The organism is Sphingomonas sp. Leaf9, assembly GCF_001421355.1.
Classification (GTDB): domain Bacteria; phylum Pseudomonadota; class Alphaproteobacteria; order Sphingomonadales; family Sphingomonadaceae; genus Sphingomonas.
Window position 1 is genome coordinate 87966 of record NZ_LMKC01000004.1, and the last position, 26182, is coordinate 114147.

Sequence of the window (26182 nt, forward strand, 5' to 3'; positions counted from 1 at the left end):
TACGGGACGATAGGGACACACAGGCAGCATATGACGCGCGACGGGCAAAGGCTGTTGATGGTGATCGACGACGAACCGGCCCAGCGCCGGCTGGTCGCGGCGATCGCAGGGCGTCGCGGGTGGCGCACGCTGTTCGCGCGCGATGGCGAAACCGCGCTGGCGATGCTCGGCACGCCCGACGGCATGGCGCTGGACGCGGTGCTGCTCGACCATTGGTCGCCCGACAGCGATCCGACCGCGCTGATCGCCGAGCTGCGGCGCAACCGCCCGGCGCTGCCCATCCTGCTGCTGACCGCCAATGAATCGGTCGCGGGCGCGGTGGCGGCGATGCGCGCCGGGGCAAGCGATTTCCTGGTCAAGCCGATCGCCGCCGAACAGCTGCTGACCGCGCTGGAAGCGGCAGCAGGCGGCGCGACGCGGGGCGAGCTGCGCCCGCTGACCGAAAAACTGTCGATGACGCTGGCATTCGACGAGATCGTCGGGTCGGCCCCGTCTTTCCGCGCGGCGCTGGCCATCGCGGCGAAGGCAGCGCGGGCGCGCGTGCCGGTGTTGATCGAGGGCGAAAGCGGCGTGGGAAAGGAAGTGGTCGCCGAGGCGATCCACGCCGCCAGCCCCCGCGCACGCAAGCCGATGGTCCGGGTAAACTGCGGCGCGATCCCCGCCAACCTGGTCGAAAGCGAGCTGTTCGGCCACGAAAAGGGCGCGTTCACCGGCGCGTTCGAACGCAAGATCGGCCGGTTCCAGGAAGCGGACGGCGGCACGATCTTCCTCGACGAGATCGGCGAGATGCCGTTCGAGACGCAGGTGAAGCTGCTGCGCGTGCTGCAATCGGGCGAAATCCATTCGGTCGGCGCGCGCCATCCGCGTGAGGTGGACGTCCGCGTAATCGCGGCGACCAACAAGACGCTGACGCAGGAGGTGGAGGCCGGGCGTTTCCGCGAAGACCTCTATTACCGACTGAACGTCGTGCAGGTCACCATCCCCCCCTTGCGCGACCGGATCGGCGACATTCCCGCACTCGCCCGCCACCTGATGGGGCGGATCGCGCAGCAGCCGGGGCTCCGGCCGCTGGGCATCACCGACGAGGCGATCGCGCTGCTCGGCACCTATCCGTGGCCGGGCAATGTGCGGCAGTTGCAGAACGCGTTGTTCCGCGCGGCGGTGCTGTGCGACGGCGATGCGCTGACCCGTGCCGATTTCCCCGAAATCGCGCAGATTGCAGAAGGGGGGGCGCCGCAACCGGTCCTGCCCGTCCATCGGCAGGACGTGGGCGGCGGGGTCACGCTGTTCCGGCCCGACGGAAACTTGCGCGCGCTGGAAGAGATCGAGGCCGACGTCATCCGCCTCGCGATCGGCCATTATCGCGGCCGCATGACCGAGGTCGCCCGGCGGCTGGGGATCGGGCGCTCGACGTTGTATCGGAAATTGGGCGAGTTGGGGATCGACCAGAACGCGGCGTGAGGGGGAGCTGGCGCTGCATTTCCGTATCGTCACCCCGGACTTGATCCGAGGTCCCGCTTCTAATTACGGCAGAAGAAGAAGCGGGACCCCGGGTCAGGCCCGGGGTGACGAGTCGGGTTGGTGGTTTGACCGGCAACAAGCCGTATCCCCGCGAAGGCGGGGATCCAGAGCCACGGGCGTCGCGCTTTGCAACCCTGGATCCCCGCCTGCGCGGGGATACGGAGTTGGGCGGCAGGCTACGCCACCACCTCCCGCCACGCCCCCGGTGCCAGCCCCTCGACACTCCATGCCCCCACCCGCCAGCGGACCAGCCGAAGCGTCGGCAGGCCGACCGCCGCCGTCATCCGCCGCACCTGCCGGTTGCGGCCTTCGCGGATCGTGATCGACAGCCAGTGATCGGGCACCGATTTGCGGAACCGCACCGGCGGCACCCGCTCCCATAATTCCGGCGGATCGATCGCCGCCACCTCGGCCGGGCGGGTCGGGCCGTCGTTCAGCACCACGCCCTGCCGCAACCGGTCGAGCGCTCCCTCGTCCGGCGCGCCCTCCACCTGCACCCAATAGGTTTTCGGCAGCTTGAACCGGGGATCGGCGATCCGCGCCTGCAGGGCGCCGTCGTCGGTCAGCAGCAACAGCCCCTCGCTGTCGCGGTCCAGCCGCCCGGCGGGATAGACGCCGGGCACCGCGACATGATCCGACAGCGTGGCCCGCGCGCCATCGGTCCCGCGGTCGGTGAATTGCGACAGCACGCCGTACGGTTTGTTGAGCAGGATCAGCCGGGCCATGGCACCCTGTCGGCGATCCGCCCCGCGCTGTCGAGGGGGATGGAACCGGCTATCCCCGCCGGCCGTCCCTTGGGTATAGCGCAGCGCGACCATCGATGGAGAGCGTCCATGAAGACCGTTTCGACCGCCCGCGCCCATGGCGGCACGCAGGGCGTCTATACCCATGAATCGACCGCGACCGGCACCACCATGACGTTTTCGGTGTTCGTACCGCCGCTGAAGGAGGGGCAACGCGCGCCGGTGCTCTGGTATCTCTCCGGCCTGACCTGCACCCATGCCAATGTCACCGACAAGGGCGAGTTCCGCGCGGCCTGCGCCGAACACGGCATCGCCTTCATCGCGCCCGACACCTCACCGCGCGGCGACGGGGTGCCCGACGATCCGGACGGGGCGTGGGATTTCGGCCTTGGCGCGGGTTTCTATGTCGATGCGACCGAAGCCCCCTTCGCCAAACACTATCGGATGCGGTCCTATGTCGAGGAGGAGCTGCCCGCGCTGATCGCCGCCGAATTTCCGATGCTCGACGGCGCGCGGCAATCGATCACCGGCCATTCGATGGGCGGGCATGGCGCGCTGACCATCGGCCTGCGCAACCCGGATCGCTTCCGCTCGATCTCCGCCTTCGCGCCGATCGTCGCGCCGTCCCAGGTACCGTGGGGGCAAAAGGCGCTCGGCGGCTATCTCGGCCCCGATCGGTCGGCATGGCGCGCGGCCGATGCGGTGGCGATGATCGAGGATGGCGCACGGGTGAAGGAACTGCTGATCGATCAGGGCGATGCCGACGCGTTCCTGACTGAACAGCTACGCCCGGAATTGCTGGCGAAGGTGTGCGCCGATGCCGGGATCGACTGCACGCTCCGGATGCAGCCGGGATACGACCACAGCTATTATTTCATCTCGACCTTCCTGGCCGATCATGTGCGCTGGCATGCGGAGCGGTTGAAGTAAGCCTGGCCTGCCGTACCCCCGCGCAGGCGGGGGTCCAGGGCCCAGCAGAACAACGATCCGCGATTATGACTCTGGATCCCCGCCTGCGCGGGGATACGCCTCACCGGAAAACAACGAAGGCGGTTACCCCTCGCCCCGATCCTCGATCAGATCGAGCACGTCGCCGATCAGCGCGCGCATCGCCGTCCGCGCGGCATGCGGGTCGCGCGCGGCGATCGCGTCCGCGACGGCGGCATGCTGTTCGACGCTGGCCGATCGGCCGACGATGGTGTTGGTGAAGCGGATCGAGGTGTTGAGCGCGGTCGCCACCATCTCGCGGAACTGGGCGTAGAACGGGTTCTTCGCCGCCAGCAGGATCGCGACGTGAAAGTCGATATCGGCGTCGAGGCCGTCATCCTCGCCACGTTCGGCCGCCGCCATCCGCGCCAGCCCCTGTGCGATGCGCGCCAGATCCTCGTCGTCCGCCGCGACCGCCGCCAGCGCCGCCGCCTCCGGCTCGATCGCCACACGCAGCTGGTTGAACTGGCGCAGCAGCTCGACCGAGAATTTGCGGTCGAGCAGCCAGTGCAGCACATCGGGGTCGAACAGGTTCCACGCCGATGCCGGGCGCACCACCGTCCCCTGCCGCGGACGGGCGCTCACCAGCCCCTTGGCGGTCAGCATCTTCACCGCCTCGCGCGTGACCGACCGGCTGATGCCGTGCGCCTTGCCGATGTCCGCCTCGGTCGGGAACGGGCGGTCGTCATATTCGCCGGTAACGATCGCGCGCCCGAGCGTGTCGAGCGTCGCCCGCGTCAGATTGCCGCCGGGCATCCCGGTCATCCGCGCCGCCATGATCCGCTTCTCTCCCTCGTCTGTGCCGCTTCGTGCTGGACACTCGCCATTCGTCGTATAATTGTCCCGTCCAAAGCGCCAGTGGGCGGGGGAGGAATAGCATGCGTCTGTCGACGATCGACCTGATCGTGGTCGTGATCTACGCGATCGGCATTTTCGGTCTGGCCCAATGGGTCAGCCGCGACAAGGGCGGGCAGGAGAAGGATTCGTCCGATTATTTCCTGGCGTCCAAATCGCTGCCGTGGTGGGCGATCGGAGCATCGCTGATCGCGGCCAACATTTCTGCCGAACAGATCGTCGGCATGGCGGGATCGGGCTATCAGATCGGCCTGGCCATCGCGTCCTATGAATGGATGGCGGCGCTGACCCTGTTGATCGTCGGCAAATTCTTCCTGCCGATTTTCCTCCGCAACGAAATCTACACGATGCCGCAGTTCCTCGAACAGCGGTACGGCCCGTCGATCCGCACGCTGATGGCGGTGTTCTGGCTGGCGCTGTACGTGTTCGTGAACCTGACCAGCATCATCTGGCTCGGTTCGATCGCGGTAACGAAGGTCGCGGGTGTGGACCAGACGGTGGCGCTGGTCGCGCTCGGCCTGTTCGCGCTCCTCTATCAGCTGCGCGGCGGGCTGAAGGCGGTGGCGCTGACCGATATCGTGCAGGTGACGTTGCTGGTGTTCGGCGGGCTGACCATCTCCTACCTTACCCTGTCGCAGATCGGCGGCGATGCGGGCGTGCTGGGCGGCTTTGCCGAACTCAGCCGCCGCGCGCCCGAAAAGTTCGACATGATCCTGACCGCCGACAATCCCTTCTACAAGGATCTGCCCGGCCTCTCGGTCCTGATCGGCGGCATGTGGATCGCGAATCTCAGCTATTGGGGGTTCAACCAGTATATCATCCAGCGCGCGCTGGCCGCGAAATCGCTGCCCGAGGCGCAGAAGGGCATCGTCTTCGCCGCGTTTCTCAAGCTGCTGATGCCGCTGGTCATCGTGGTCCCGGGCATCGCCGCCGTCGTGCTGGCCCCCGACCTCGCCAAGCCCGACGAAGCCTACCCCACGATGATGCGGCTGCTGCCCTCCGGGCTGTTGGGCCTCGTCTTTGCCGCGCTGATCGCCGCGATCATCGCGTCGACCGCGTCGAAGATCAATTCGATCGCGACGATCTTCACCCTCGACCTCTATGCCAAGCGCACCAGCGAAAGCGGCGCGATGGACAAGGCGACCGAGCGCAAGCTGGTCCGCATCGGCCGCATCGCCGCCAGCGTCGCGATCCTGGTCGCCATCATCGCGGCAAAACCGCTGCTGGGCGGCGCGGACCAGGCGTTCCAGTTCATCCAGGAATTCTCCGGCTTCTTCACGCCAGGGATCACCGTAATTTTCCTGCTGGGCCTGTTCTGGAAACGCGCCACCGAAGCCGGCGCGATCGGCGCGGCGATCGCTTCGGTCGTGCTGTCGTGGCTGTTGCGCACCGTGGCGCCGGGCATCCCGTTCATGGACCGGATGGGCATCGTGTTCGTGCTGAGCCTCGGCCTCGCCATCGTCCTGTCGCTGGCGATCAAGGGCCGCGGTGATGCCGACCGGATCACGATGGAGGGTGTGCGCTTCAACACCTCGACCGGGTTCAACATCGCCAGCGTCGGCGTCGTCCTGATCCTCATCGCGCTGTACGCGACATGGTGGTGAGCCCGTTCATCGCGATCGACTGGGGCACGACCAACCGCCGCGCCTACCGGGTCGAGGACGGACGGATCGCCGCCACGCTGCGCAGTCCGCAGGGGGTGTCGACCACCCCTGCCGATGCCTATCCGCACGAACTGGCCGCGATCCGCGCGGAACTGGGCGACCTGCCCGTGCTGATGGCGGGCATGGTCGGCTCGACCATCGGCTGGCGCGTTGCCCCGTACGTCGCGGTGCCGGCGGGGATCGGGGAGATCGCCGCAGCGCTGACCCGGATCGACGACCGCACCGCGATCGTGCCGGGGCTGTCGTTCACCGACGGCACGCAGGGTGACGTAATGCGCGGTGAAGAGGTGCAGTTGCTCGGCGCGGCGCTCGCCGGACAGGTACCGGCGGATGCGTTGCTGTGCCAGCCGGGCACCCATTGCAAATGGGTCGAGCTGCGCGGCAACAAGGTCACCGCCTTCACCACCGCGATGACCGGCGAGCTGTTCGCGCTGCTGCGCGGTGGCGGCGTGCTGGCGCCGCAGCTGACAGCACCCGTCGCTGCCGGAGACGCATTTCGCGACGGCGTGCGCGAAGGGTCGAAGCGCGACCTTGCCGCCAGCCTGTTCGGCATCCGCGCCGCCCATGTCCTGGGCCTGCGCGACGAATCGCAAGCCGCGTCCTATGCCAGCGGCGTGCTGATCGGCAACGACGTCGCCGTGCGGATCGATGGCGGGCGCGACGTCCATCTGGTGGCCGATGGCGACCTTGCCACGCTGTACGCCACCGCGATCGAAACCCTGGGCGGTCGTGCCCTTGTCAGCGGGTGCGAGGCTGCCTTTATCGCCGGCATCACCCAAATCCGAAAGTTGTCCGCATGAGCCACCTGACCGCCTTCGACGCCGCCTTTGCCCGCTGCCCGCTGGTCGCGATCCTGCGTGGGGTCCAACCGCACGAGGTGGAGGATATCGGCGACGCACTGGTCGATGCCGGCTTCACCATCGTCGAAGTGCCGCTCAATTCGCCCGATCCGTATGAAAGCATTACCCGCCTGTCGAAGAAGCTGGAGGGCTATGCCGTCGTCGGCGCTGGGACCGTGCTGAACGTCGATCAGGTGGCGCAGGTCGAGGCGGCGGGCGGCACGCTCATCATCTCCCCCAACGCCAATACCGCCGTCATTTCGGCGGCGGCGGAGCGCGGGCTGGTCGCGATGCCCGGCATCGCCACCCCGACCGAGGCCTTTGCCGCGCTGGACGCGGGCGCGGCGGCGCTGAAGCTGTTCCCCGCCGAAGCCGCCAGCCCCGTGGTGATGAAGGCGATGCGCGCCGTCCTGCCGCGCGACGTGCGGATGCTGCCGGTCGGTGGCATCGTGCCGTCGGTGCTGGAGGAATGGCACAAGGCCGGCGCGGCGGGGTACGGCCTCGGCTCGGCGCTGTACGTGCCGGGGATGGATGCCGCGACGGTCGGCGAACGCGCGCGGGCGTTTGTCGCGGCGTGGCAGGCGCTGGAGGGGTAGGACGGCACGATACCCCATTCGTCCCTCCCGCCTGCGCGGGAAGGATGGGTCTGGCTGTTTTCGAACGCGACCAATCCGTTGCGCCCCGCAACCGAACGCGGGCTGGCGAGTTCCTCGGCCATGCCGACCCGAGCCATCCGAACCCGCGACGCTTCGCGCCTCGCCCGCGCCCTGCCCATGCTGTGCGCGATTTCGCAGCTGCTGACCCCGTTGTTGCCGGGCATCGGCATCGGCCGCAGCATCGGCGAACAGTCGAACATGGTGCGTACGCTGGTGACACCGGCGGGCTGGGCGTTCGCGATCTGGGGCGCGCTCTATACCGGCACGCTGGTCTTCGCGGTGTATCAGGCATTGCCGAAGCAGCGCGGCAACCCGCTGCTCGCCCGGCTACGCCTGCCGGCGTCGGGTGCGTTTCTCGGCAATGCGCTATGGGCGGCCTATACGCAGGTTTTCGGGCTCGGCTTCCCTTCCGCGATCATCATCCTGTTCACGCTCATCTTCCTGATCGCGACGCTGCGCACCTTTTCCGGATGGCCGCACGGATTTTCGGCCGGCGAGCGCTGGTGCGCCGCACTGCCGCTAACGGCGCTCACCAGCTGGCTGACGGTCGCGTCGATCGTCAACATCACCGCATCGCTGCGTTTCCACGGGATCGACGGCGGCGCGGCAACGCCGATGATCGCGGCGCTGTTGCTGCTGGTCGCCGGTGCGATCGCTGCGGTGGCGCTGATCGCAACGCGCGGCTGCCCGCCATTCGCGCTCGTCTTCCTGTGGGCGCTCGCCGCGATCTGGGCGGCGGGCGGTCAGGCGTCGACACTGGTCGCGCTCGCCGTCCTCGCCGCCGCGCTGCTGGTAATCGTCGGCACGCTGACCGGCCTGTCGCGCGGCGGGGTGCGGCACTGGCTGGGGCGGTAGCGGCGCCTTACCCCGCGCGCAGCGGCCCCAGATCGCCGAGGCCCACCGTACCACTCGCCATCGCCAGCATCCGGTCGAGCGAGACCTTCGCCTTCAGGCGCAGACCCTCCTCGATCTCGATACGCGGGCTCAGGTCGCGCAGCGCGATGTAAAGCTTTTCCAGCGTGTTGAGCGCCATGTACGGGCAGATGTTGCAGTTGCAGTTGCCGTCCGCACCCGGCGCGCCGATGAACGTCTTGTTCGGCAGCGCCTTTTCCATCTGGTGGATGATGTGCGGTTCGGTGGCGACGATCAGCGTGTCGCCGGGAAATTCGCTGGCATAGGCCAGGATGCCGCTGGTCGACCCAACATAATCGGCATGGTCGAGGATGATCGCCGGGCATTCGGGATGCGCCGCGACCGGGGCGTCCGGGTACTGCGCCTTGAGCTTCAGCAGCTCGGTCTCGCTGAACGCCTCGTGCACGATGCAGACGCCCGGCCACAGCAGCATGTCGCGGCCGGTCTTGCGCATCAGGTAGCCGCCCAGATTGCGGTCGGGCCCGAAGATCACCTTCTGGTCGGCGGGCAGCTGCGCCAGGATCTTTTCCGCCGACGACGAGGTGACGATGATGTCGCTGAGCGCCTTCACCTCGGTCGAACAGTTGATGTAGGTCAGCGCGATATGGTCGGGATGCTGCGCACGGAACGCGGCGAACTGTTCGGGCGGGCAGCTGTCCTCCAGCGAACAGCCGGCGTCCATGTCGGGCAGGATCACGGTCTTGTCGGGCGACAGGATCTTGGCCGTTTCCGCCATGAAGCGCACGCCGCAGAACGCGATGACATCGGCATCGGTCGCCGCCGCCTTGCGGCTGAGGTCGAGGCTGTCGCCGACGAAATCGGCGAGGTCCTGAATCTCGGGCTTCTGGTAATAATGGCCGAGGATGACGGCGTTGCGCTCACGGCGCAGCCGGTCGATTTCGGCCAGCAGATCAGTGCCGGTGGGCAATTCGGTGCGCGCGTTCATCATCGTCTCCCTGTGACCCTGCCCCTAGGTCGGTCCCGGTGTGTCCGCAAGTCGCTCTCTCCCCTCCCCGCCTCAGGCAGGGGAACAGGCTCACCGCCGATTACCCAGCACTTCGGCCGGCGGCGTCGACACGTCCCAGCGTTCGCCGTTCCGGCTCCCACGCTCCGCTGGGAAGGTCACGACCACCCGCACATCGCCCTCCCCCGCCGCCGCCAACGGGGCGGCCAGTACGCGGGCAAGGCTGGCGCGCGCCAGTTCGCGCGCCTGCGCCAGCCGTTCGGGGCTGCGTGCCTCGCGCTCGGCGCGGCCCTGCGCCACCGCCGACACGCGCTGCGCCAGCGCGGCCGCGGCGTCTCGGGTGACGATCAGCCCATGGGTTTCGCTGAGCGTCCGCCCCGCTTCGTCGATATTGGGTTTGGCGACGGTCACGTCGGGCGCATCGACCACCAGCGTCCGGGTATCGGCCGACCAGCTCAGCTGCCCCTCGCCGATGCCGCCCAGATCGACGAAATAATCGACCAAATAGGGCATCTTCACCACCTGATCGGTGCGCAGCCAGCCGAAACCGCGCGTATCGTTCGCCGTCGCCTGCAACGTGCCCGACAGCGACGCGACCTTCAGCGCACTCGCCCCCGACAGGCGCGCGGTGATGATCCGGGTCACCGCCTGTCCGCTATCGGGTTCGGTGGTGATGGTGTAGCGCTCCTCGTACCGCTGCCACACCATCCAGCCGCCGACCGCCAGCGCCAGCAGCACGACGAGCGCCACGCCCAGCCGAAGTGCCTGCGGCCTTACATGCGATGCCATGCCGCGCCCTCCTGCCGCACGATCCCGCGCCGTTCCATGTCGATCAGGTGCGCCAGCACCGACCGTTCCGCCGCGCCCAGCAGCTTCGGGTGCAGCCCGACATACATGCCTGCGACCATCGCCGGAATGTCGTGGGTGCCGCGTTCGATCGCACGCGCGATCTGCCCCTCGCGCTGCTTGCGATGGCCGAGCATGCCCCGCACCAGACGCCGGGGATTATCGACCTGATCGCCATGCGCGGGATAATAGACCCGGTCCTCACGCCCCAGCAGCTTGTCGAGGCTGGCCATATAGTCGCCCATGTCCCCGTCGGGCGGCGACACGATCGTCGTCGACCAGCCCATGACATGATCGCCGCTGAACAATGCGCCGCTTTCGGTGAGCGCAAAGGCAAGGTGGTTCGACGTATGCCCCGGCGTCGCGACCGCGACCAATGTCCAGCCATCGCCCGCCACTGCCTCGCCATCGGCCAGCACCCGGTCGGGGCGATAGTCGATGTCGAACGCGGCATCGGCGCGGGGGCCGGCATCGTCCATCGTCAGCGCCGCGCAACCGATGATCGCCGCGCCGGTACGCTCGGCCAGCGGCTTTGCCCCCGGACTATGGTCGCGGTGGGTGTGGGTGCACAGGATCGCCGCAACGTCGCGCCCGCCGACCGCCGCCAGCAAGGCATCGAGATGGGCGTCATCGACCGGCCCCGGATCGATGATCGCCACCGCGCCGCTGCCGCCGACGATGAAGCTCTGCGTACCGGTATGGGTATAGGGCGATGCGTTGCGGGCCAGCACGCGCGTCACCAGCGGTTCGAGCGGCTGGGCCATGCCGGGGGGAAATTCAGCCATTGCCGTGCGAGATGGCGGCTGTTGTGACGGGATGCAAGACGATGGGCCGGCCGGCGCATTGCCGACCGGCCCTGTCGCGAACGAACGGGGCAGAACGTCCGCGAACCCGGGTTAATCCTTTTCGGCCATCTCCGCCTGCACTTCGCGGATGCTGTCGTCGATGCCTTCCAGCGCGCTCGCACGCGCCTCCGCCGGCATGTCCGCATTCATCGCGATCGACGCACGGGCCGAACGCAGCCCGGCCAGCGCCGCCTGCATGCCCTGCCGGGCATAAGCCTCACCCTGCTGCGCCTGCACCTGCCCCTGCGCGGCGCGGGCGGCACCCATCGCGGCCAGCTTTGCGCCCTGTTCGGCACGGAACTGGGCATCGCGGGTGATGATGCGGATGCGATCGGAACAGACGACCGTGACCTGCTTGCCGCCTTCGGTGCGGGTCATGGTGGTCTGCGTGCCCGGACCGCAATTGGCATTCGTGACCTGGATTTCGGGAAGGTCGTTGACCGTCTGCCCCAGCAGCTTGCCATTGGCGTCGAAGCGCTGGATGACGATCTTGCGCACCTCGCCATTGGCCGGGGCCGGGGTTGGCACGCGGACGACCTTGATCGCCGCGGGCATGGCGGGATTGGCGGGCAACGCCGGCAGCGCGGGCTTTGCCGGGTCGGTCGGCTGCGTCATCGCCGCCGGCTTGGCGACGATCACCGGCAGCGTCGCGGCCTGTGCCGGCACGATTGCCGCGACCGGGGCCAGCGCTTCGGCCGCCTGCGCTTCGACCCGCGCGATATCGACGCCGGTCGCGGTCTCCACCTTCGACCGGATCGTCTCGGCGGCCTTCGTTCCCGATGCGGTCATCCCCAGACCGATGATGGCGAGGGTCAGCGTGGCACCGCCGGCGATACGGCGGGTGGCGGGCGACATCACCCGATGCTTCGACAACATGATGAGTCTCCCTTTCAGTTCATGGACGCCGTGCAGGTGGCAGGCGGCGGACAGCGCCTGGCCGTGCGCGGACTTGACGATGGCGGTGGCATAGGCGTGGCGGACACCCGGCGTGGCGCGGGCCAGCACCATCGCGTCGCACGCCATTTCCTGGTCCGCCCGGAACGCACGGAAGGCACGCCATGCGACCGGATTGAACCAGTGGCAGCCGAGCACGACCAGCGCGACCCAGTTCGCCAGCAGATCGCCCCGCGCATGGTGGCCCAGTTCGTGCGCCAGCGCCAATGCCTGTTCGCGCTCGTCATAACGGTCCCGAAAATCGACCGGCATCGCGACGTAGCGGCGCACCACCCCGAAGGCGAGCGGCCCTGCGGCATGGCGGCTCTCGATCATCTGGACATGGCCGCCCGCCACCCCCTTGGCCCGGCCCGATGCCAGCACCTTTGCGCAGAAGCGGCTGTGCTGCACGATATGCCACGCAACGAACGCGATCGCGCCCAGCAGCCACAGCGCGACGACGATCAGCGGCACGTCCGCCATGCCCCAGCCTTGCGGCAGCGCGGGCACCTCCGCAACCGGCACGCCCAACATGATGACGCCGGGTTCGGTCGCGGCACCGATCGGTGCGAACTCCACCGGACGCCACGCATCGGGGATCGGCGGCAGGATCATGCGCAGCGCGGGCAGCGCCCACAGTGCATATGCCGCCTGCGGACCGAAACGCCGCGCAACGGGACCGCGCAGGCCCAGCACCAGCAGCATCAGCAGCGTCGTCGCCGCGATCGTCTCCACCGCCCATCCGATCATTGTTTCAGCGCCTTTAACAGAGCCTCGATCTCGTCGATTTCCTTCGCGCTCAGCTGGTCGCGTTCGGCCAGATGCGCGACCAGCGGCGTCAGGCTGCCGCCGAACAGCTTGTCGATGAACCGCTGCGATTCACCCGCGACATATTCCTCGCGCGCGACCAGCGGGCGGTAGCGATAGCGTCGCCCGTCCTCCTCCGCGCCGACGGCATCCTTCGCCAGCAGCCGCCCGAGCAGGGTCTTGACGGTGTTCGCGGTCCAGCCCCGCGCCGGGGCGACACGTTCGACCACCTCCTGCGCAGTGAGCGGGTTCTTGTCCCAGAGCACTTCCATCACGGCGTGCTCGGCATCGCTGATTCGTTCGGCCATAGCGAATGACTACACCCGTGGTCATTACGTTTACAAGCGTAATCTTTGAGCGCGAGTCGCCTGTCGGAATTGCTTACACCCGACCTCAGGCGGTTTCCGGCATTAACCATTGGAAACCCCGCAATCGGGCCATTGCGGAAACTGGCACACGGCCTGCAAGGTTGTGTGTGTGTCCGACGCGTTCGCGCTTCAATACGGGCGAACCGGCAGCATCCCCCCCCTGCGCCGGTTCGCCCACCCCGGACTTCCCACCGCAACAGCCGCAACGCGCCTGCACAGGATCGGTGGTTCCCCTCACCCGCCAACCCCGATATTACGCGCGGCACCACAGCCGGAGCGTACCCCCTTGATCCTATCCACCCTCGCCGCCGCCACCGGTGACGTCGGCATGGCCGCCGGCCATATCCGCTATGTCGATCTGGGCCTCGATCCGGTCGCGCTGAACCTCGGCTTCTTCCAGCTGAAATGGTATTCGCTGGCGTATATCACCGGCATCCTCGCCGGGTGGTGGTATCTGCTGAAGCTGCTCGACCAGCCGGGCGCACCGATGGCCAGGCGCCATGCCGACGATTTCGTGTTCTATGCGACGCTCGGCATCATCCTTGGCGGGCGGCTGGGCTATGCGATCTTCTACGCGCCCGAGATGTTTTCCGATCCGATCAAGATCCTGCGGCTGTGGGATGGCGGCATGTCGTTCCATGGCGGCATGGTCGGGCTGATTCTCGGCATCTGGTGGCTGGCGCGCAAGCACGGCCTGCGCCCGCTGCGGGTCGCGGATTACGTCACCTGCGTCGCGCCGATCGGCCAGTTCCTGGGCCGCATCGCCAATTTCGTGAATGGCGAGCTGTGGGGCAAGCCGAGCGACGCGCCGTGGGCGATCGTGTTCCCGCGCACGGTTGCCGGCGGCCTTGATCCCGCGCGCCATCCCAGCCAGCTGTACGAGGCACTGGGCGAAGGGTTGATCCTGTTCCTGATCCTGTCCTTCCTCTTCTGGCGCACCGATGCGCGGTACAAGCCCGGCTTCCTGCTCGGCACCGGCATGGCCGGGTTCGGCGTCGCGCGCTTCATCATCGAATTCTGGCGCGAGCCTGACGCGCAGCTGGTCGCCTTTGCCCAGGCGACGGGATTGCACATGGGCCAGTGGCTGACGCTGCCGATGATCGCGATCGGCATCTACCTGATGGTCACGTCGAAGCGCCGCCGCGTCCGCGTCGAACCGATCGCGGGGTCGGAGAGCGTGGCGTGATGGCAACCCATATCCTCCCCGAACGCCTCGCCCGCGCGATCACGCTGGCCGGGCCGATCAGCCTTGCCCAGTTCATGGGCGCGGCCAATGCGCATTATTACGCGACGCGCGATCCGCTGGGCGCGAATGGCGACTTCACCACCGCGCCCGAAATCAGCCAGATGTTCGGCGAGCTGATCGGCCTGGGGCTCGCCGACAGCTGGGACCGCGCCGGGCGGCCGGCGGCACGCTATGTCGAGTTCGGGCCGGGCCGCGGGACGCTGGCCGCCGATGCGCTGCGCTCGATGGCGTCGGCGGGCTGCACGCTCCCGGTCCATCTGATCGAAACCAGCCCGACGCTGCGCGCCGAACAGGCCAAGCGCGTGCCGCAGGCGGAATGGGCGGTCGACACCGTCGGCCTGCCCGAAGACGGCGCGCTGCTGGTCGTTGCCAACGAATTCTTCGACGCACTGCCGATCCGCCAGCTGGTCAGGACGGCGGACGGCTGGCGCGAGCGGCTGGTCGCGTGCCAGGATACGCTGTTCCTGCCGGTGATGGGCCAGCGCGGCTTCGATCCGATCATCCCGCTTGCCTTCCGCGATGCGCCGATCGGATCGGTACTGGAAACCGCCCCCGCCGCCGTCGCCATCATGCGGCAACTGGCCAAGCGGATCGTGGCGCAGGGCGGCTGTGCGATCATCATCGACTATGGCTATGCCGGCCCGGCGCTGGGCGACACGTTGCAGGCGGTGCGCGGCCACGGCTTCGTCAACCCGTATGACGATCCGGGCGAGCAGGACCTGACCGCGCATGTCGATTTCGGCACGCTGATCGAGGCCGCGCGCGCCGAGGACGCGGTAGCCTATGGCCCGGTCGATCAGGGTGTGTTGCTGAAGGCGCTGGGCATCGATGCCCGCACGCAGGCACTGGCCGCCCGCAGCCCGGAGCGCGCCGATGCGCTGCGCGCCGATCGCGACCGGCTGGTTGAGGAGGAGCAGATGGGCACACTGTTCAAGGCGATCGCGATCACCTCGCCCGGATGGCCGGTGCCGCCGGGGTTCGCGGCATGACGCCGGTGCTGCGCGATGCCACCGTCGCCGATGCCGCGCTGCTGGTGAAGATCGGCACCGAGACGTTCGCCGACACGTTCGGCCACCTCTACCACCCCGACGACCTTGCCGCGTTCCTCGCGCGCTTCACGGTCGCGGCGTGGGAGGCGGAACTGACCGACCCGCGTTTCCATATCGTGCTGGCGATGACCGGCGACGAAGCGGTCGGTTATGCCAAGCTCGGTCCGCCGTCGCTGCCGTTCGAGCCGACCGGCCAACCCATCGAACTGCGCCAATTCTATCTGCGCAAGGCAGCGCAGGGCACCGGCCTTGCCGCGACGCTGATGGAGCATATGCTGGCCAAGGCGCGCGCGACCGGTGCCGACGAACTCTATCTGTCGGTCTTCGTCGACAATCACCGCGCCCGGCGCTTCTACGAACGCTATGGCTTCGAACGGGTCGGCACCTATGACTTCATGGTCGGCAACCACCGGGACGAGGATGACGTAATGCGGGTGGCGCTATGACGGTCGAAGTATTGCGCGCGCACGCGCTGGACGGTGTGGCCCACGGTTTTCTCGGGCGGCGCGGCGGCGTGTCCAAGGGCATCGTGTCGGGCCTCAACACCGGTCTCGGATCGGGCGACGATCCCGCCGCCATCGCCGAAAATCGCGCGCGCGTCGTCGACGCGGTGCTGCCCGGCGCGGCGCTGTGTGGGCTGTACCAGATTCATTCGGCGTCGGTCGTCCGCGTCCTGACCGCCTTTCCCGATGGCGAACGGCCGCAGGGGGATGCGATGGTCACCGAACGCCCCAACATCCTGCTCGGCATCCTGACCGCCGACTGCGCGCCGGTGCTGCTCGCCGACCGGGAAGCCGGCGTCGTCGGCGCGGCCCATGCCGGGTGGAAGGGCGCGCTGGCCGGCGTGACCGACGCGACCATTGCCCAGATGGAAAAGCTCGGCGCCCGCGCCGACCGCATCGCCGCGGCCGTCGGCCCGTGCATCGCGCGGGCGAGCTATGAGGTCGATATGGGCTTCGTCGAACGCTTCTGCGCGACCGATCCGGCCAACGAACGCTTCTTCGCCGAAAACCGCCCCGGCCATGCCCGGTTCGACCTCGAAGCCTATGTCGTCCACCGCCTCGCCGCAGCGGGCGTCCGGCGGATCGAGGCGCTGGGGCAGGATACGTACGCACAGGAGGACCGCTTCTTCAGCTTCCGCCGCGCGACGCATCGTGGCGAGGCGGATTACGGGCGGCAACTGTCGGTGATCGGGCTGGCGCAGCCCTAAGGGCCTCGCCGGAATGATGGGTGGGCACGGTCGCCCGATTTGGTTTCTTTCGTAACTATCGTTAGGCTCTCCCGAAAATAGGAGAGATTCGCGTGACCGACGAAACCGAAGCCGACCTGACCGGCGTTCCCCCGCGCCGCCGCCCCAAGCCCCCGGTCGATACCGTCGGCGGCCGCCGGCTGAAGCCCGCGACGCTGATGATGGGCCATGGCTATGACCCGGTACTGTCCGAAGGATCGTTGAAACCGCCGATCTTCGCGACCTCGACCTATGTCTTTCCCAACGCGGCGGCGGGCAAGCGCCATTTTGAGGGCGTGACCGGCAAGCGTCCGGGCGGGGCGGAAGGTCTTGTCTATTCGCGCTTCAACGGCCCGAACCAGGAAATCCTCGAAGATCGCCTCGGCGTCTGGGAAGCCGCCGAAGACGCGCTGGTGTTCTCCAGCGGCATGTCGGCGATCGCCACGCTGTTCCTGTCGATGGTCCAGCCCGGTGACACGATCATCCATTCCGGCCCGCTCTATGCCGCGACCGAAACGCTGATCGGTCGCGTGCTCGGCCGCTTCGGAGTCAAGTATTTCGACTTCCCCGCCGGCGCGACGCAGGGCGAGATCGAAGCGGTGCTGCGCCAGGCCGAGGGCCGCGTCCCGCTGATCTACCTCGAAAGCCCGGCGAACCCGACCAACGCGCTGGTCGATATCGAAGCGGTCGCGGCCGCCCGCGACGCGGTGTTCGGCACCGGCGACGACAAGCCGCCGATCGCGATCGACAACACCTTCCTCGGGCCGTTGTGGCAACAACCGCTGCAACATGGTGCCGATCTGGTCGTCTATTCGCTGACCAAATATGCCGGCGGGCATAGCGATCTGGTCGCGGGCGGCGTGCTGGGGTCGAAGGCGCACATCAACACCATCCGGTCGATGCGCAACACGATCGGCACGATCTGCGACCCGAACACCGCGTGGATGCTGCTCCGCTCGCTGGAGACGCTCGAACTGCGCATGAGCCGCGCGGGCGAGAATGCGGAAAAGGTCTGCGCCTTCCTCCGCGACCATCCCAAGGTCGAACGCGTCGGCTATCTCGGCTTCCTGAAGGATGCGAAGGGCATGGAGCGGCAGGCCGACATCTATGCCCGCCACTGCACCGGCGGCGGATCGACCTTCTCGCTCTACCTGAACGGCGGCGAGCGCGAGGCGTTCGCGTTCCTCGATGCGCTGGTCATCGCCAAGCTGGCAGTGAGCCTGGGCGGAACCGAGACGCTGGCCAGCCATCCGGCGGGGATGACGCACCTTTCGGTGCCCGATGCGCGCAAGGCGGCGCTGGGGATTACCGACAACCTCGTGCGCATCTCGATCGGGGTCGAGGACGCCGACGACCTGATCGCCGATTTCGAACAGGCACTGGCAGCAATCTGATCGAACGATCCTCCCCGCTCCGCGGGGAGGATCTTGAGTCGACAGCGGAGAGAACGTCCGGCATGACCGCTCGCCTTATGCCGCCCCGTTTCGCCTTCACCGTCACCGCCACGTCCGGCCGCGCCCGCACCGGCACCATCGCCATGCAGCGTGGCGAGATCCGCACGCCCGCCTTCATGCCGGTCGGCACCGCCGCCACCGTGAAGGCGATGAAGCCGCAGGACGTGCGCGCGTCGGGGGCCGATATCCTGCTCGGCAACACCTATCACCTGATGCTGCGCCCCAGCGCCGAGCGCGTCGCGCGGCTGGGGGGCCTGCACAAGTTCATGGGCTGGGACCGTCCGATCCTGACCGACAGCGGCGGGTATCAGGTGATGAGCCTGTCCGAACTGACCAAGCGATCGGAGGATGGCGTCGAATTCAAAAGCCATCTCGACGGCACGCGTCATTTGATGAGCCCCGAACGCTCGATGGAAATCCAGCGGCTGCTCGGCTCCGATATCGTGATGGCATTCGACGAACTGGTCCCGACCACCTCGACCCGCGAGGTACAGGCCAAGGCGATGGAACGCTCGATGCGCTGGGCGCGCCGCAGCCGCGCCGGCTTCGATTCGGGCGAGGAACACGCATCGCGCGCCGCGCTGTTCGGTATCCAGCAGGGCGCGCTCGACGAAGGCTTGCGCAAGGCCTCCGCCGACGCACTGATCGACATCGGCTTCGACGGCTATGCGGTCGGTGGCCTCGCGGTGGGGGAAGGGCAGGCGGCGATGTTCGGCGTGCTCGACTATGCGCCGCAGCAGCTGCCGGTGGACAAGCCCCGCTATCTGATGGGCGTCGGCAAGCCCGACGATATCGTCGGCGCGGTGGAGCGCGGCATCGACATGTTCGACTGCGTGCTGCCCACCCGGTCGGGCCGCACCGGACAGGCGTTCACCCGTTCAGGCCCGATCAACATCCGCAACGCCAAATTTGCCGAGGATCTGGGCCCGGTCGACCCCGACTGCGCCTGCCCGGTGTGCCACGGCCACAGCCGCGCCTATCTCCACCATCTCGTCCGCGCGGGCGAGATTCTGGGGGCGATGCTGATGACCGAGCATAACCTGTATTTCTATCAGGCGCTGATGGCCGACCTGCGCGCGGCGATCGCGAACGATACGCTTGCCGGTTTTGCCGACGATTTCCGGGCACGCTACAACGCCCCCAAGCATTGAACCCCGGCAAGAGGGAGAGGATTATGACCGACAAGACCGACCTGAACGAAGTGACCGCCGCCGCCAAGGAAGTGAAGCGCGTCGCCGACGCCGCCGCCGACACCCGGCAGCCGTCCAAGGGACAGGGCTGGCCGGTGGTGCCGATCAGCATCGGCATCGGGTCCGCCGCGCTTGCCGCCGCGCTGCTCTATGCCAATTCGGGGCGCAAGAAGGGCTGATACCGGGCGGGGCGCCGGCGAAGCGCCCCCTTCGTAACCGATGATACGTTGACACTCCGGGGGGATGCGGCCCACACCTTGCCGCATCATCCGTTCCGGAGAATGTCCCCCATGCGTTTCGGCCTTGCGCTGCTGATCTCGACCGCCCTGCTTAGCCCGGCCCATGCGCAGCAGCGCCCCGCCCCGGCGGCCCCCGCCGCCAGCGCGACCGTGCCGCCGATCGCCTATACCGAACGCACGCTCGCCAACGGCCTGCGCGTCTATGCCATCCGCGATACCTCCAGCGCGAACGTATCGGTGCAGGTGTGGTACGATGTCGGGTCGAAGGACGATCCCGCCGGCCGGTCGGGCTTTGCGCACATGTTCGAACACCTGATGTTCAAGGCGACGCGCAACCTGGTGCCCGAACAGCTCGACCGGCTGACCGAGGATGTCGGCGGGTACAACAACGCATCGACCGCCGACGACTACACCAATTATTACGAGGTGGTGCCCGCCAACCACCTGCAGCGGCTGCTGTTCGCCGAGGCCGACCGGATGGCGACGCTGGTCGTCGATCCCAAGACCTTCGCGTCGGAGCGCGAGGTCGTGAAGGAGGAATTGCGCAGCCGCATCCTCGCCCAACCCTATGGCAAGCTGTTTGGCCTGTACGCGCCGATGGTGTCGTACAGCCGCCACCCCTATGCCCGACCGGGCATCGGATCGATCGCCGATCTGGATGCGGCGACGATCGACGATATCCGCGCGTTCCACGCGACCTATTACCGGCCCGACAATGCGGTGCTGGTCGTCGCGGGCAATTTCGATCCCGCGCAGCTGAACCGCTGGGTCGACCAGTATTTCACGCCGATCGCGAAACCGAACCGCCCGATCCCGCGTGTGACCGTCGACGAACCGGTCCGCCAGCAACCGGTGACGAAGACGGTGTACGAAGCGAACACGCCGCTGCCCGCGATCCTCATCAGCTATCCGCTGCCGCCCGCCAACCATCCCGACCAGGCGGCGCTGAAGGTCCTCGACGCGATCCTGTCGGGCGGCGACAATTCGCGGTTGCACCAGAGCCTTGTCTATCGCGACCAGATCGCGCAGGATGTCGGCGTGCAGCTGGATGCGAAGCAGGGTCCGGGCATGCTGTCGCTCTATGCGATCCTGGCGGGCGGCAAGTCGGTGGCGGACGGCGAAGCGGCCCTGAAGCGCGAGGTCGCGAGCATCATCGCCACCCCGCCGACCGCAGCCGAACTGGCCGAGGCGAAGAACGAGATCACCACCGCCGAACTGCTCTCGCGCGAGACGGCGGAAGGAAAGGCGTCGGCGCTCGCTCAGGGCGTGATCGTCGAGCGTGACCCGCAAGCCGCCGACAAGGCACTGGCGGCGATCGGCCGCGTCACCGCCGCCGACGTACAGCGCGTGGCGAAGACGTGGCTCGCCGCCAGCCGCGCCGCCACCGTCCGCTACCTGCCCGATACGCCCAAGCCGGCGGGTGCGGCCAGCGACATGATCGCAGTCGCCAACAGCGTGGTCACCGCCCCGCTGGCCGTGCCGCCGGGCATCACGATCCACACGCCCGCCGCAGAGGGCCAGCGCATCCTGCCGCCCGCGCCGGCTGCGCCGGTACAGGTCGCGATTCCGGTGCCGGTCGAACGCCGCCTGCCCAACGGCATGCGCGTCGTGCTGGTCGAAAAGCGCGGGGTGCCGGTCGTCACCGCCGCACTGGTCGCGGGCGGCGGGGCCGCCGCCGATCCCGACAACCGTGCCGGGGTGGGCGAACTCACCGCCGGGCTGCTGACGCAAGGGACCAAGACGCGTTCGGCGACCGAAATCGCGCGCGCGGTCGAATCGCTCGGCGGCAGCATCGGCAGCGGCGCGGGCTGGGATTCGCAGAACGTCACGCTGACGGTCGGGTCGGCGCAGGTGGCACCGGCGCTCGGCATCCTCGCCGACGTCGCGCGCAATCCGGCGTTTGCCCAAGGTGAGATCGACCGGCTGCGCACGCGGACGATCGATGGCGTCAGCGTCGCGCTGACCGATCCGGGGCAGCTGTCGAACCTCGTCGCCGATCGCGCGGTGTTCGGCGGCGCACCGTACGGCCACCCGGCCAGCGGCACGCCGACCACGCTGAAGGCGATCACCCGCGCCGACATCACCGCCGCCTATGCCCGCGCATGGCAGCCGGAGCAGACGACGCTGGTGCTGGTCGGCGACATTACGCCGGATGCGGGCATGCAGTTGGCGACGCAGCTGTTCGGCGACTGGCGCGGACAGCCGCAAGCGACGCCGTCCCGCCTGCCGGAGGTCGCACCGCCCGCCCCGCGCGTGATCCTCGTCGATATGCCGGGTGCCGGACAGGCCGGCGTGGTCGTCGCCCGGCCGGGTATCGCCCGCAGCGACGCGGCCTATTTCCCCGCCGCCGTCGCCAATGCAACGCTGGGCGTCGGCTTTTCGTCGCGGCTGAACCAGGAAATCCGCATCAAGCGCGGACTGGCCTACGGCGCCCGATCCGAACTGGACGCGCGCCGCAATGGCGGCGCGGTCGGCGCGTCGACCCAGACCAAGAACCCGTCCGCGCCGGAGGTGGTGAAGATCATCACCGACGAGATGCGCCGCATGGGTGCCGAACCCGCCCCGGAAGCCGAACTGGCGACGCGCAAGGCGGTGCTGACCGGCAATTTCGGCCGCACCATCGAACGCACCAGCGGCATCGCGGGCACGATCGTCACCTATGTATCGGACGGCGTGCCGCTGGCGCGCATCGCGACCTTCCTCCCCTCGATCGAGGCGGTCGGACCGGCGGCGGTGCAGCAGGCGGCGGCGAAGGTCATGGACCCGAAGGCGGCAAGCATCGTCGTGGTCGGCGATGCGAAGCAGTTCCTCGAACCGCTCCGCGCCGCCTATCCGCAGCTGGTGGTGATCCCGGCGGCATCGATCGATCTGAGCCGCGCGGACCTGGGGGTGAAGTAAAACGCTCTCGTCACCCCGGACTTGATCCGGGGTCCCGCTTCTCCTTCTTCGACGGTCGTTAAGAAGCGGGACCCCGGGTCAAGCCCGGGGTGACGGGATAGGTTTCCGTTAACCCATCCCAAATCTTGCGACTTTCGACACCTTTTCCGGCTAGGTCCTGCGACATGGCGGCCCTCCCCCCCCTCAACCGGCGCACGCGCAGGATCGCCGGTGCAGCCCTGCTGCTGATCGTCGGCGGGGCGATCGCCGTGCGGGCGGGGATCGCCGCGCGTGACCATCGCGATCCGCCCGCGCCGCCGCCGGCCGCCGCCACCGGATACGAAGCCGACGACCATTTCCCGGGCGCAGCGCAGCTGCTGGCCGACGCGCCGGTACGGCGGGGAGAGACCGGCACCGCGCCGCTCCCTGCGCTCCCGGCGAATGTCGACGCCGATGTCGGCGACGCCTCGATCCAGCCGGCGCGGCCGTTCGTGCTGCGCGGCAGCCAGCTCGACCGGGCGCGCGCGCTGCAATGCCTGACCACCGCCATCTATTACGAGGCCGGCAACGAACCCGATGCCGGGCAGCGCGCGGTGGCGCAGGTCGTGCTGAACCGCGTGCGCCATCCCGCCTTTCCCGCCACCGTGTGCGGCGTGGTGTTCCAGGGGTCGGATCGGCCGGTCTGCCAGTTCAGCTTTGCGTGCGACGGAGCGATGGCGCGGGTGCCGGCGCCATCGGTCTGGCTGCGGTCGCGCCGGGTCGCCGCGCGCGCGCTGTCGGGCGACGTGTTCGCACCGGTGGGGCTGGCGACACATTACCACACCTATGCCGTTACCCCGTCGTGGAACCGCGCGCTGGTGATGACCGGCGTGTTCGGCGCGCATTTCTTCCATCGGTGGAAGGGGTGGTGGGGCACCCCCGCCGCGTTCAGCGACCGCTATATCGGCATGGAGCCGATGCCGGGACCGCTGCGCCCCCTGCCCGCGCCATCGACGCCAGAAGCCGTCGTGCCAGTGCAGACCATGCCGCTAATGCCCGCGCCGGTCGTCGCGCCGCCGATGCCCGCCGCCAGCCCGACACCCCTGCCCGAGCCGAAGGACACGCTGCCCCCGGAATCGCAGGTGCTCGACAAGTGGAAGGATTCGGGCAAGCCGCTGCGGTAGGTCGCTCCCCCCGTGACTTTCCCCCGCCAGCCCCCTACCTGATCGGCAACCAACCGGAGTGTGCCCCCATGTCGCTGACCGTCGCCGTCCAGATGGACCCCCTTGCCGGCATCAACATCGCGGGCGATTCGACCTTTGCGCTGATGCTGTCGGCGCAGGCGCGCGGGCACCGGCTGTTCCATTATGCGCCCGAGGACCTCAACCAGTCGGGCGACCGGGTATGGACCCGTGCCCATCCGGTCACGGTACAGCGCGTCGTCGGCGATCACTTCGCGTTCGGGGAGCCGGTCAGCCTCGATCTGGGCGAGCAGGCCGATGTCGTGCTGATGCGGCAGGACCCGCCCTTCGACCTCGGCTACATCACCGCGACGCATCTGCTGGAGCGGATCAGCGACCGGACTTTGGTGGTCAACGACCCGGCATCGGTGCGCAATGCGCCCGAAAAGCTGTTCGTGCTGGACTATCAGCGCTTCATGCCGCCCACCCTCATCACCCGCTCGGTCGACGAAGCGCGCAATTTCCTGAACGAACATGGCTCGATCGTGGTGAAGCCGCTGCACGGCAATGGCGGCAAGGCGATCTTCAAGATCGATGCCGATGCGCAGAACCTGTCGTCGCTGATCGAGGTGTTCAACACCGCGTACCGCGAACCGCATATGGTCCAGGCGTTCCTGCCGGCGGTGGCAAAGGGTGACAAGCGCATCGTGCTGGTCGATGGCGAGGTCGCGGGCGCGGTCAACCGCCTGCCCGGCGCGGGCGAGATCCGATCGAACCTGGCGGTCGGCGGCACCGCGGCCAAGACCGAGCTGACCGACAAGGAACGCGAAATCTGTGCCGCGCTGGGGCCGGAACTGAAGCGGCGCGGGCTAATCTTCGTCGGGATCGACGTGATCGGCGGCGAATGGCTGACCGAGATCAACGTGACCTCACCCACCGGCATCGTCGCGATCGAGAAGTTCGACGGGACCGACGTCGCCGGCATGATCTGGGACGCGATCGAGGCACGGGTGGCGGCGCGCTAAGATTTGATCCGCTCACGCGGATGCGGCACCGGCCCGCTCCCCCCACCCGACCACCCAATCAGGATACGCTGTGGGTGGTCGGGTGGGGGAGCGGGCCGGTGCCGCGCTGATCCAGCAGCGCTGGATCAGACAATGAAGGCACGAAACCCCGCGCCGCACGTTCCCCATCCCCATGACGACCTTCATCCTCGATGCGATCACGCGCGGTGGCTATCTCGGCATCTTCCTGCTGATGGCGCTGGAAAATGTGATTCCGCCGATCCCGTCGGAGGTCATCATGGGCCTGGGCGGCATGGCGGTGGCGCGCGGCGACATGGCGATGGTGCCGCTGCTGCTGTGGGGCACCGCCGGGACCACCGCCGGCAACTACTTCTGGTACGCGATCGGGCGGCGCTTCGGCTATCAGGGGCTGAAGCCGTTCGTCGACCGCTGGGGCCGGTGGCTGACGGTCGAGTGGGAGGATGTGGAAAAGCTGCATCGCTTTTTCCGCAAACATGGCGGTGCCACGGTCTTCCTCTTCCGCTTCATGCCGACGTTCCGCACCATGATCTCGCTGCCCGCGGGCATGGCGTGCATGCCGCGCTGGCGCTTCTTCCTCGCGACCTTCACCGGCAGCATCATCTGGAATGCGGTGCTCGCCTATGCCGGGCTGTGGCTGGGGTCGAACTTCGAACAGCTCGACCATTATGTCGGGCCGGTCGCCATCGCGATGTCAGCGGCGATCGTGGTCGGCTATATCTACCGCGTCATCACGTGGAAGCCGCGCGCGCAGCGGTGACTGCCGCGCGCGGGCCACGTCAGCGGAGCCGCAATGCCTTCAGCACGTCGGCCCACGACACATATTTGAAGTTCTGCGTGTCGGGCGCGTTGTCGCTGTCCTGCGCGACCATCAGCCCCTTTGGATATTTCGGCCCGAAATTGCCGGGGATCAGCTCGATCCCGTCGGTCTCGCTGGTCCCGTCGATCGCGCCGCCACCGATGCGGAAGCGCCCGGCATAGGTGACGCCGGGCAGGCGGTAGAGCGTGTAGGCGTTGTCGCCCTGGCTGCTGGCAACCAGATAGCCGCCGTCGCGCCCGGCGGGGGCCAGCGCCAGCCCCTCGGCATCGGCGACCAGCGTCGTGCCGTCGACCGTCGCGATCGCGGTCCCCTCGACCGGGGCGGCGGGATCGGCGGCGAAGCGCCACAGTCCGACATCCTCCTCCGCAACATACAGGATGCCGGTGCGGTCATCGACCACGCAGCCCTCGGCCTGTGTCCCGACCTTCATCGACCGCACGGTGCGCACCACAGGCGTCGCGCCGGCCAGATCGATCGACACCTGGTCGATTCGCCCGTCCTTCAGCACGACAAAGCCGAACAGCGCCTTGTCGCGTGCACGCGTCCACAGGCACATGCCATAGGCTTCACCCGCGCCGACCGGATACCGGCCCATCGGCACCAGCTTCTTCGCCACCGTGTCGAGCGTGAACAGCGCGAAATGCGCCTGGCGCTCGTCGGCCCGGTCGCTCGCCGCCGCGATCACCCGCCCGCCGATCTCGCGCAGGTCGACATTGTTGAGCCGTGCGGCAGGCGTGAAGCTCAGCCGCTTGCCCGACAGGTCGTACACATGGATGCCGGCCTTCTTGTCCGTCCCGATCACCAAGCTGGCGGCCGGATCACGCCGGTTGCGCCAGATGGCGGGATCGTCGGCGGCATCGGCGGCGGTGTCGACCGGATCGGTCTCCGCCACCGCCGCGACCTGTGATGCCATGGGAGCCGTAGTCGGCGGGGGCG

General features: G+C 68.2%; 25 protein-coding genes. 17 read left to right on the forward strand and 8 right to left on the reverse strand.

Annotated features, from left to right (window positions below; translation table 11 throughout):
- The first annotated feature begins 30 nt into the window (after positions 1-30).
- Positions 31-1461: a sigma-54-dependent transcriptional regulator gene (locus ASE58_RS11385; protein WP_055821329.1), complete on the forward strand. Its 1431-nt coding sequence runs from the start codon at positions 31-33 to the stop codon at positions 1459-1461.
- Between the two features lie 236 nt (positions 1462-1697).
- Here the strand turns inward: ASE58_RS11385 and ASE58_RS11390 are convergent, their stop codons facing one another.
- Complete coding sequence (locus tag ASE58_RS11390) at positions 1698-2246, reverse strand: pseudouridine synthase (protein WP_055821333.1); 549 nt, start codon at positions 2244-2246, stop codon at positions 1698-1700.
- Between the two features lie 108 nt (positions 2247-2354).
- Here ASE58_RS11390 and fghA point away from each other — a divergent pair, with 108 nt between their 5' ends.
- A complete protein-coding gene (fghA, locus tag ASE58_RS11395) occupies positions 2355-3194 on the forward strand; it encodes an S-formylglutathione hydrolase (RefSeq protein WP_055821336.1) in 840 nt (279 codons plus the stop codon).
- Positions 3195-3317: 123 nt separating this feature from the next.
- Here the strand turns inward: fghA and ASE58_RS11400 are convergent, their stop codons facing one another.
- The gene (locus tag ASE58_RS11400) at positions 3318-4028 is read right to left on the reverse strand and encodes a FadR/GntR family transcriptional regulator (RefSeq protein WP_055821338.1); all 711 of its coding nucleotides are present in this window, start codon (positions 4026-4028) and stop codon (positions 3318-3320) included.
- A gap of 101 nt (positions 4029-4129) precedes the next feature.
- Between ASE58_RS11400 and ASE58_RS11405 the strand changes: the two genes are divergently transcribed.
- The 4 genes from ASE58_RS11405 to ASE58_RS11420 all read left to right on the forward strand — a co-directional run bounded on the left by ASE58_RS11405 (position 4130) and on the right by ASE58_RS11420 (position 8120).
- A complete protein-coding gene (locus ASE58_RS11405; RefSeq protein ID WP_055821341.1) occupies positions 4130-5710 on the forward strand; it encodes a sodium/sugar symporter in 1581 nt (526 codons plus the stop codon).
- Complete coding sequence (locus ASE58_RS11410) at positions 5701-6570, forward strand: 2-dehydro-3-deoxygalactonokinase (RefSeq protein WP_055821344.1); 870 nt, start codon at positions 5701-5703, stop codon at positions 6568-6570. Before ASE58_RS11405 ends, ASE58_RS11410 begins: the two co-directional genes overlap by 10 nt.
- Entirely contained in the window at positions 6567-7205 is a 639-nt protein-coding gene (locus tag ASE58_RS11415; RefSeq protein WP_055821348.1) for a 2-dehydro-3-deoxy-6-phosphogalactonate aldolase, read from the forward strand. Before ASE58_RS11410 ends, ASE58_RS11415 begins: the two co-directional genes overlap by 4 nt.
- Before the next feature lie 120 nt (positions 7206-7325).
- Entirely contained in the window at positions 7326-8120 is a 795-nt protein-coding gene (locus tag ASE58_RS11420) for a hypothetical protein (RefSeq protein WP_055821351.1), read from the forward strand.
- Positions 8121-8127: 7 nt separating this feature from the next.
- On the opposite strand, the gene nadA is transcribed toward ASE58_RS11420, so the two are convergent.
- From nadA to ASE58_RS11445, 5 genes are all read right to left on the reverse strand, one after another.
- Positions 8128-9123 carry a quinolinate synthase NadA gene (gene nadA, locus ASE58_RS11425; protein WP_055821354.1) on the reverse strand — a complete coding sequence of 332 codons (996 nt, stop codon included), beginning with the start codon at positions 9121-9123 and terminating at the stop codon, positions 8128-8130.
- Positions 9124-9213: 90 nt separating this feature from the next.
- Positions 9214-9930, reverse strand: a complete 717-nt coding sequence (locus tag ASE58_RS11430; protein ID WP_055821357.1) for a DUF4230 domain-containing protein — start codon at positions 9928-9930, stop codon at positions 9214-9216.
- Positions 9915-10772 (reverse strand): MBL fold metallo-hydrolase, encoded by an 858-nt coding sequence (locus tag ASE58_RS11435; RefSeq protein ID WP_055821360.1) that lies wholly within the window; start codon positions 10770-10772, stop codon positions 9915-9917. The genes ASE58_RS11430 and ASE58_RS11435 overlap by 16 nt, the downstream gene beginning before the upstream one ends.
- 111 nt (positions 10773-10883) lie before the next feature.
- Positions 10884-12515, reverse strand: a complete 1632-nt coding sequence (locus tag ASE58_RS11440; RefSeq protein WP_055821361.1) for a M56 family metallopeptidase — start codon at positions 12513-12515, stop codon at positions 10884-10886.
- A complete protein-coding gene (locus ASE58_RS11445; protein WP_055757777.1) occupies positions 12512-12880 on the reverse strand; it encodes a BlaI/MecI/CopY family transcriptional regulator in 369 nt (122 codons plus the stop codon). Before ASE58_RS11445 ends, ASE58_RS11440 begins: the two co-directional genes overlap by 4 nt.
- A gap of 346 nt (positions 12881-13226) precedes the next feature.
- Between ASE58_RS11445 and lgt the strand changes: the two genes are divergently transcribed.
- From lgt to ASE58_RS11500, 11 genes are all read left to right on the forward strand, one after another.
- A complete protein-coding gene (gene lgt / locus ASE58_RS11450; RefSeq protein ID WP_055821364.1) occupies positions 13227-14126 on the forward strand; it encodes a prolipoprotein diacylglyceryl transferase in 900 nt (299 codons plus the stop codon).
- Positions 14126-15175 carry a class I SAM-dependent methyltransferase gene (locus ASE58_RS11455; RefSeq protein WP_055821368.1) on the forward strand — a complete coding sequence of 350 codons (1050 nt, stop codon included), beginning with the start codon at positions 14126-14128 and terminating at the stop codon, positions 15173-15175. Before lgt ends, ASE58_RS11455 begins: the two co-directional genes overlap by 1 nt.
- The gene (locus ASE58_RS11460; protein ID WP_235515919.1) at positions 15145-15681 is read left to right on the forward strand and encodes a GNAT family N-acetyltransferase; all 537 of its coding nucleotides are present in this window, start codon (positions 15145-15147) and stop codon (positions 15679-15681) included. The genes ASE58_RS11455 and ASE58_RS11460 overlap by 31 nt, the downstream gene beginning before the upstream one ends.
- Entirely contained in the window at positions 15678-16445 is a 768-nt protein-coding gene (gene pgeF, locus ASE58_RS11465) for a peptidoglycan editing factor PgeF (protein WP_055821374.1), read from the forward strand. Before ASE58_RS11460 ends, pgeF begins: the two co-directional genes overlap by 4 nt.
- 92 nt (positions 16446-16537) lie before the next feature.
- Entirely contained in the window at positions 16538-17857 is a 1320-nt protein-coding gene (locus ASE58_RS11470) for a cystathionine gamma-synthase family protein (RefSeq protein ID WP_055821378.1), read from the forward strand.
- 77 nt (positions 17858-17934) lie between these two features.
- Positions 17935-19068 (forward strand): tRNA guanosine(34) transglycosylase Tgt, encoded by a 1134-nt coding sequence (gene tgt, locus ASE58_RS11475; protein ID WP_055821381.1) that lies wholly within the window; start codon positions 17935-17937, stop codon positions 19066-19068.
- Between the two features lie 23 nt (positions 19069-19091).
- Positions 19092-19286 (forward strand): hypothetical protein, encoded by a 195-nt coding sequence (locus ASE58_RS11480; protein WP_055757764.1) that lies wholly within the window; start codon positions 19092-19094, stop codon positions 19284-19286.
- Positions 19287-19397: 111 nt separating this feature from the next.
- Positions 19398-22244 (forward strand): M16 family metallopeptidase, encoded by a 2847-nt coding sequence (locus ASE58_RS11485; protein ID WP_055821384.1) that lies wholly within the window; start codon positions 19398-19400, stop codon positions 22242-22244.
- Positions 22245-22408: 164 nt separating this feature from the next.
- Complete coding sequence (locus tag ASE58_RS11490) at positions 22409-23386, forward strand: cell wall hydrolase (protein WP_055821387.1); 978 nt, start codon at positions 22409-22411, stop codon at positions 23384-23386.
- Between the two features lie 68 nt (positions 23387-23454).
- A complete protein-coding gene (gene gshB, locus ASE58_RS11495; protein WP_055821391.1) occupies positions 23455-24408 on the forward strand; it encodes a glutathione synthase in 954 nt (317 codons plus the stop codon).
- A gap of 172 nt (positions 24409-24580) precedes the next feature.
- Positions 24581-25186 (forward strand): DedA family protein, encoded by a 606-nt coding sequence (locus ASE58_RS11500; RefSeq protein WP_055821394.1) that lies wholly within the window; start codon positions 24581-24583, stop codon positions 25184-25186.
- Positions 25187-25205: 19 nt separating this feature from the next.
- Here ASE58_RS11500 and ASE58_RS11505 read toward each other — a convergent pair whose 3' ends face one another.
- On the reverse strand, positions 25206-26159 hold the full coding sequence (locus ASE58_RS11505) for a phytase (protein ID WP_082467987.1): 954 nt from the start codon (positions 26157-26159) through the stop codon (positions 25206-25208).
- Positions 26160-26182 lie beyond the last annotated feature (23 nt).

Coding starts and splice junctions, on each gene's coding strand:
- ASE58_RS11385 (WP_055821329.1), top strand. CDS start 31: ATGACGCGCGACGGGCAAAGGCTGTTGATGGTGATCGACGACGAACCG.
- ASE58_RS11390 (WP_055821333.1), bottom strand. CDS start 2,246: ATGGCCCGGCTGATCCTGCTCAACAAACCGTACGGCGTGCTGTCGCAA.
- fghA (WP_055821336.1), top strand. CDS start 2,355: ATGAAGACCGTTTCGACCGCCCGCGCCCATGGCGGCACGCAGGGCGTC.
- ASE58_RS11400 (WP_055821338.1), bottom strand. CDS start 4,028: ATGGCGGCGCGGATGACCGGGATGCCCGGCGGCAATCTGACGCGGGCG.
- ASE58_RS11405 (WP_055821341.1), top strand. CDS start 4,130: ATGCGTCTGTCGACGATCGACCTGATCGTGGTCGTGATCTACGCGATC.
- ASE58_RS11410 (WP_055821344.1), top strand. CDS start 5,701: ATGGTGGTGAGCCCGTTCATCGCGATCGACTGGGGCACGACCAACCGC.
- ASE58_RS11415 (WP_055821348.1), top strand. CDS start 6,567: ATGAGCCACCTGACCGCCTTCGACGCCGCCTTTGCCCGCTGCCCGCTG.
- ASE58_RS11420 (WP_055821351.1), top strand. CDS start 7,326: ATGCCGACCCGAGCCATCCGAACCCGCGACGCTTCGCGCCTCGCCCGC.
- nadA (WP_055821354.1), bottom strand. CDS start 9,123: ATGAACGCGCGCACCGAATTGCCCACCGGCACTGATCTGCTGGCCGAA.
- ASE58_RS11430 (WP_055821357.1), bottom strand. CDS start 9,930: ATGGCATCGCATGTAAGGCCGCAGGCACTTCGGCTGGGCGTGGCGCTC.
- ASE58_RS11435 (WP_055821360.1), bottom strand. CDS start 10,772: ATGGCTGAATTTCCCCCCGGCATGGCCCAGCCGCTCGAACCGCTGGTG.
- ASE58_RS11440 (WP_055821361.1), bottom strand. CDS start 12,515: ATGATCGGATGGGCGGTGGAGACGATCGCGGCGACGACGCTGCTGATG.
- ASE58_RS11445 (WP_055757777.1), bottom strand. CDS start 12,880: ATGGCCGAACGAATCAGCGATGCCGAGCACGCCGTGATGGAAGTGCTC.
- ASE58_RS11455 (WP_055821368.1), top strand. CDS start 14,126: ATGGCAACCCATATCCTCCCCGAACGCCTCGCCCGCGCGATCACGCTG.
- ASE58_RS11460 (WP_235515919.1), top strand. CDS start 15,145: ATGGCCGGTGCCGCCGGGGTTCGCGGCATGACGCCGGTGCTGCGCGAT.
- pgeF (WP_055821374.1), top strand. CDS start 15,678: ATGACGGTCGAAGTATTGCGCGCGCACGCGCTGGACGGTGTGGCCCAC.
- tgt (WP_055821381.1), top strand. CDS start 17,935: ATGCCGCCCCGTTTCGCCTTCACCGTCACCGCCACGTCCGGCCGCGCC.
- ASE58_RS11480 (WP_055757764.1), top strand. CDS start 19,092: ATGACCGACAAGACCGACCTGAACGAAGTGACCGCCGCCGCCAAGGAA.
- ASE58_RS11485 (WP_055821384.1), top strand. CDS start 19,398: ATGCGTTTCGGCCTTGCGCTGCTGATCTCGACCGCCCTGCTTAGCCCG.
- ASE58_RS11490 (WP_055821387.1), top strand. CDS start 22,409: ATGGCGGCCCTCCCCCCCCTCAACCGGCGCACGCGCAGGATCGCCGGT.
- gshB (WP_055821391.1), top strand. CDS start 23,455: ATGTCGCTGACCGTCGCCGTCCAGATGGACCCCCTTGCCGGCATCAAC.
- ASE58_RS11500 (WP_055821394.1), top strand. CDS start 24,581: ATGACGACCTTCATCCTCGATGCGATCACGCGCGGTGGCTATCTCGGC.
- ASE58_RS11505 (WP_082467987.1), bottom strand. CDS start 26,159: ATGGCATCACAGGTCGCGGCGGTGGCGGAGACCGATCCGGTCGACACC.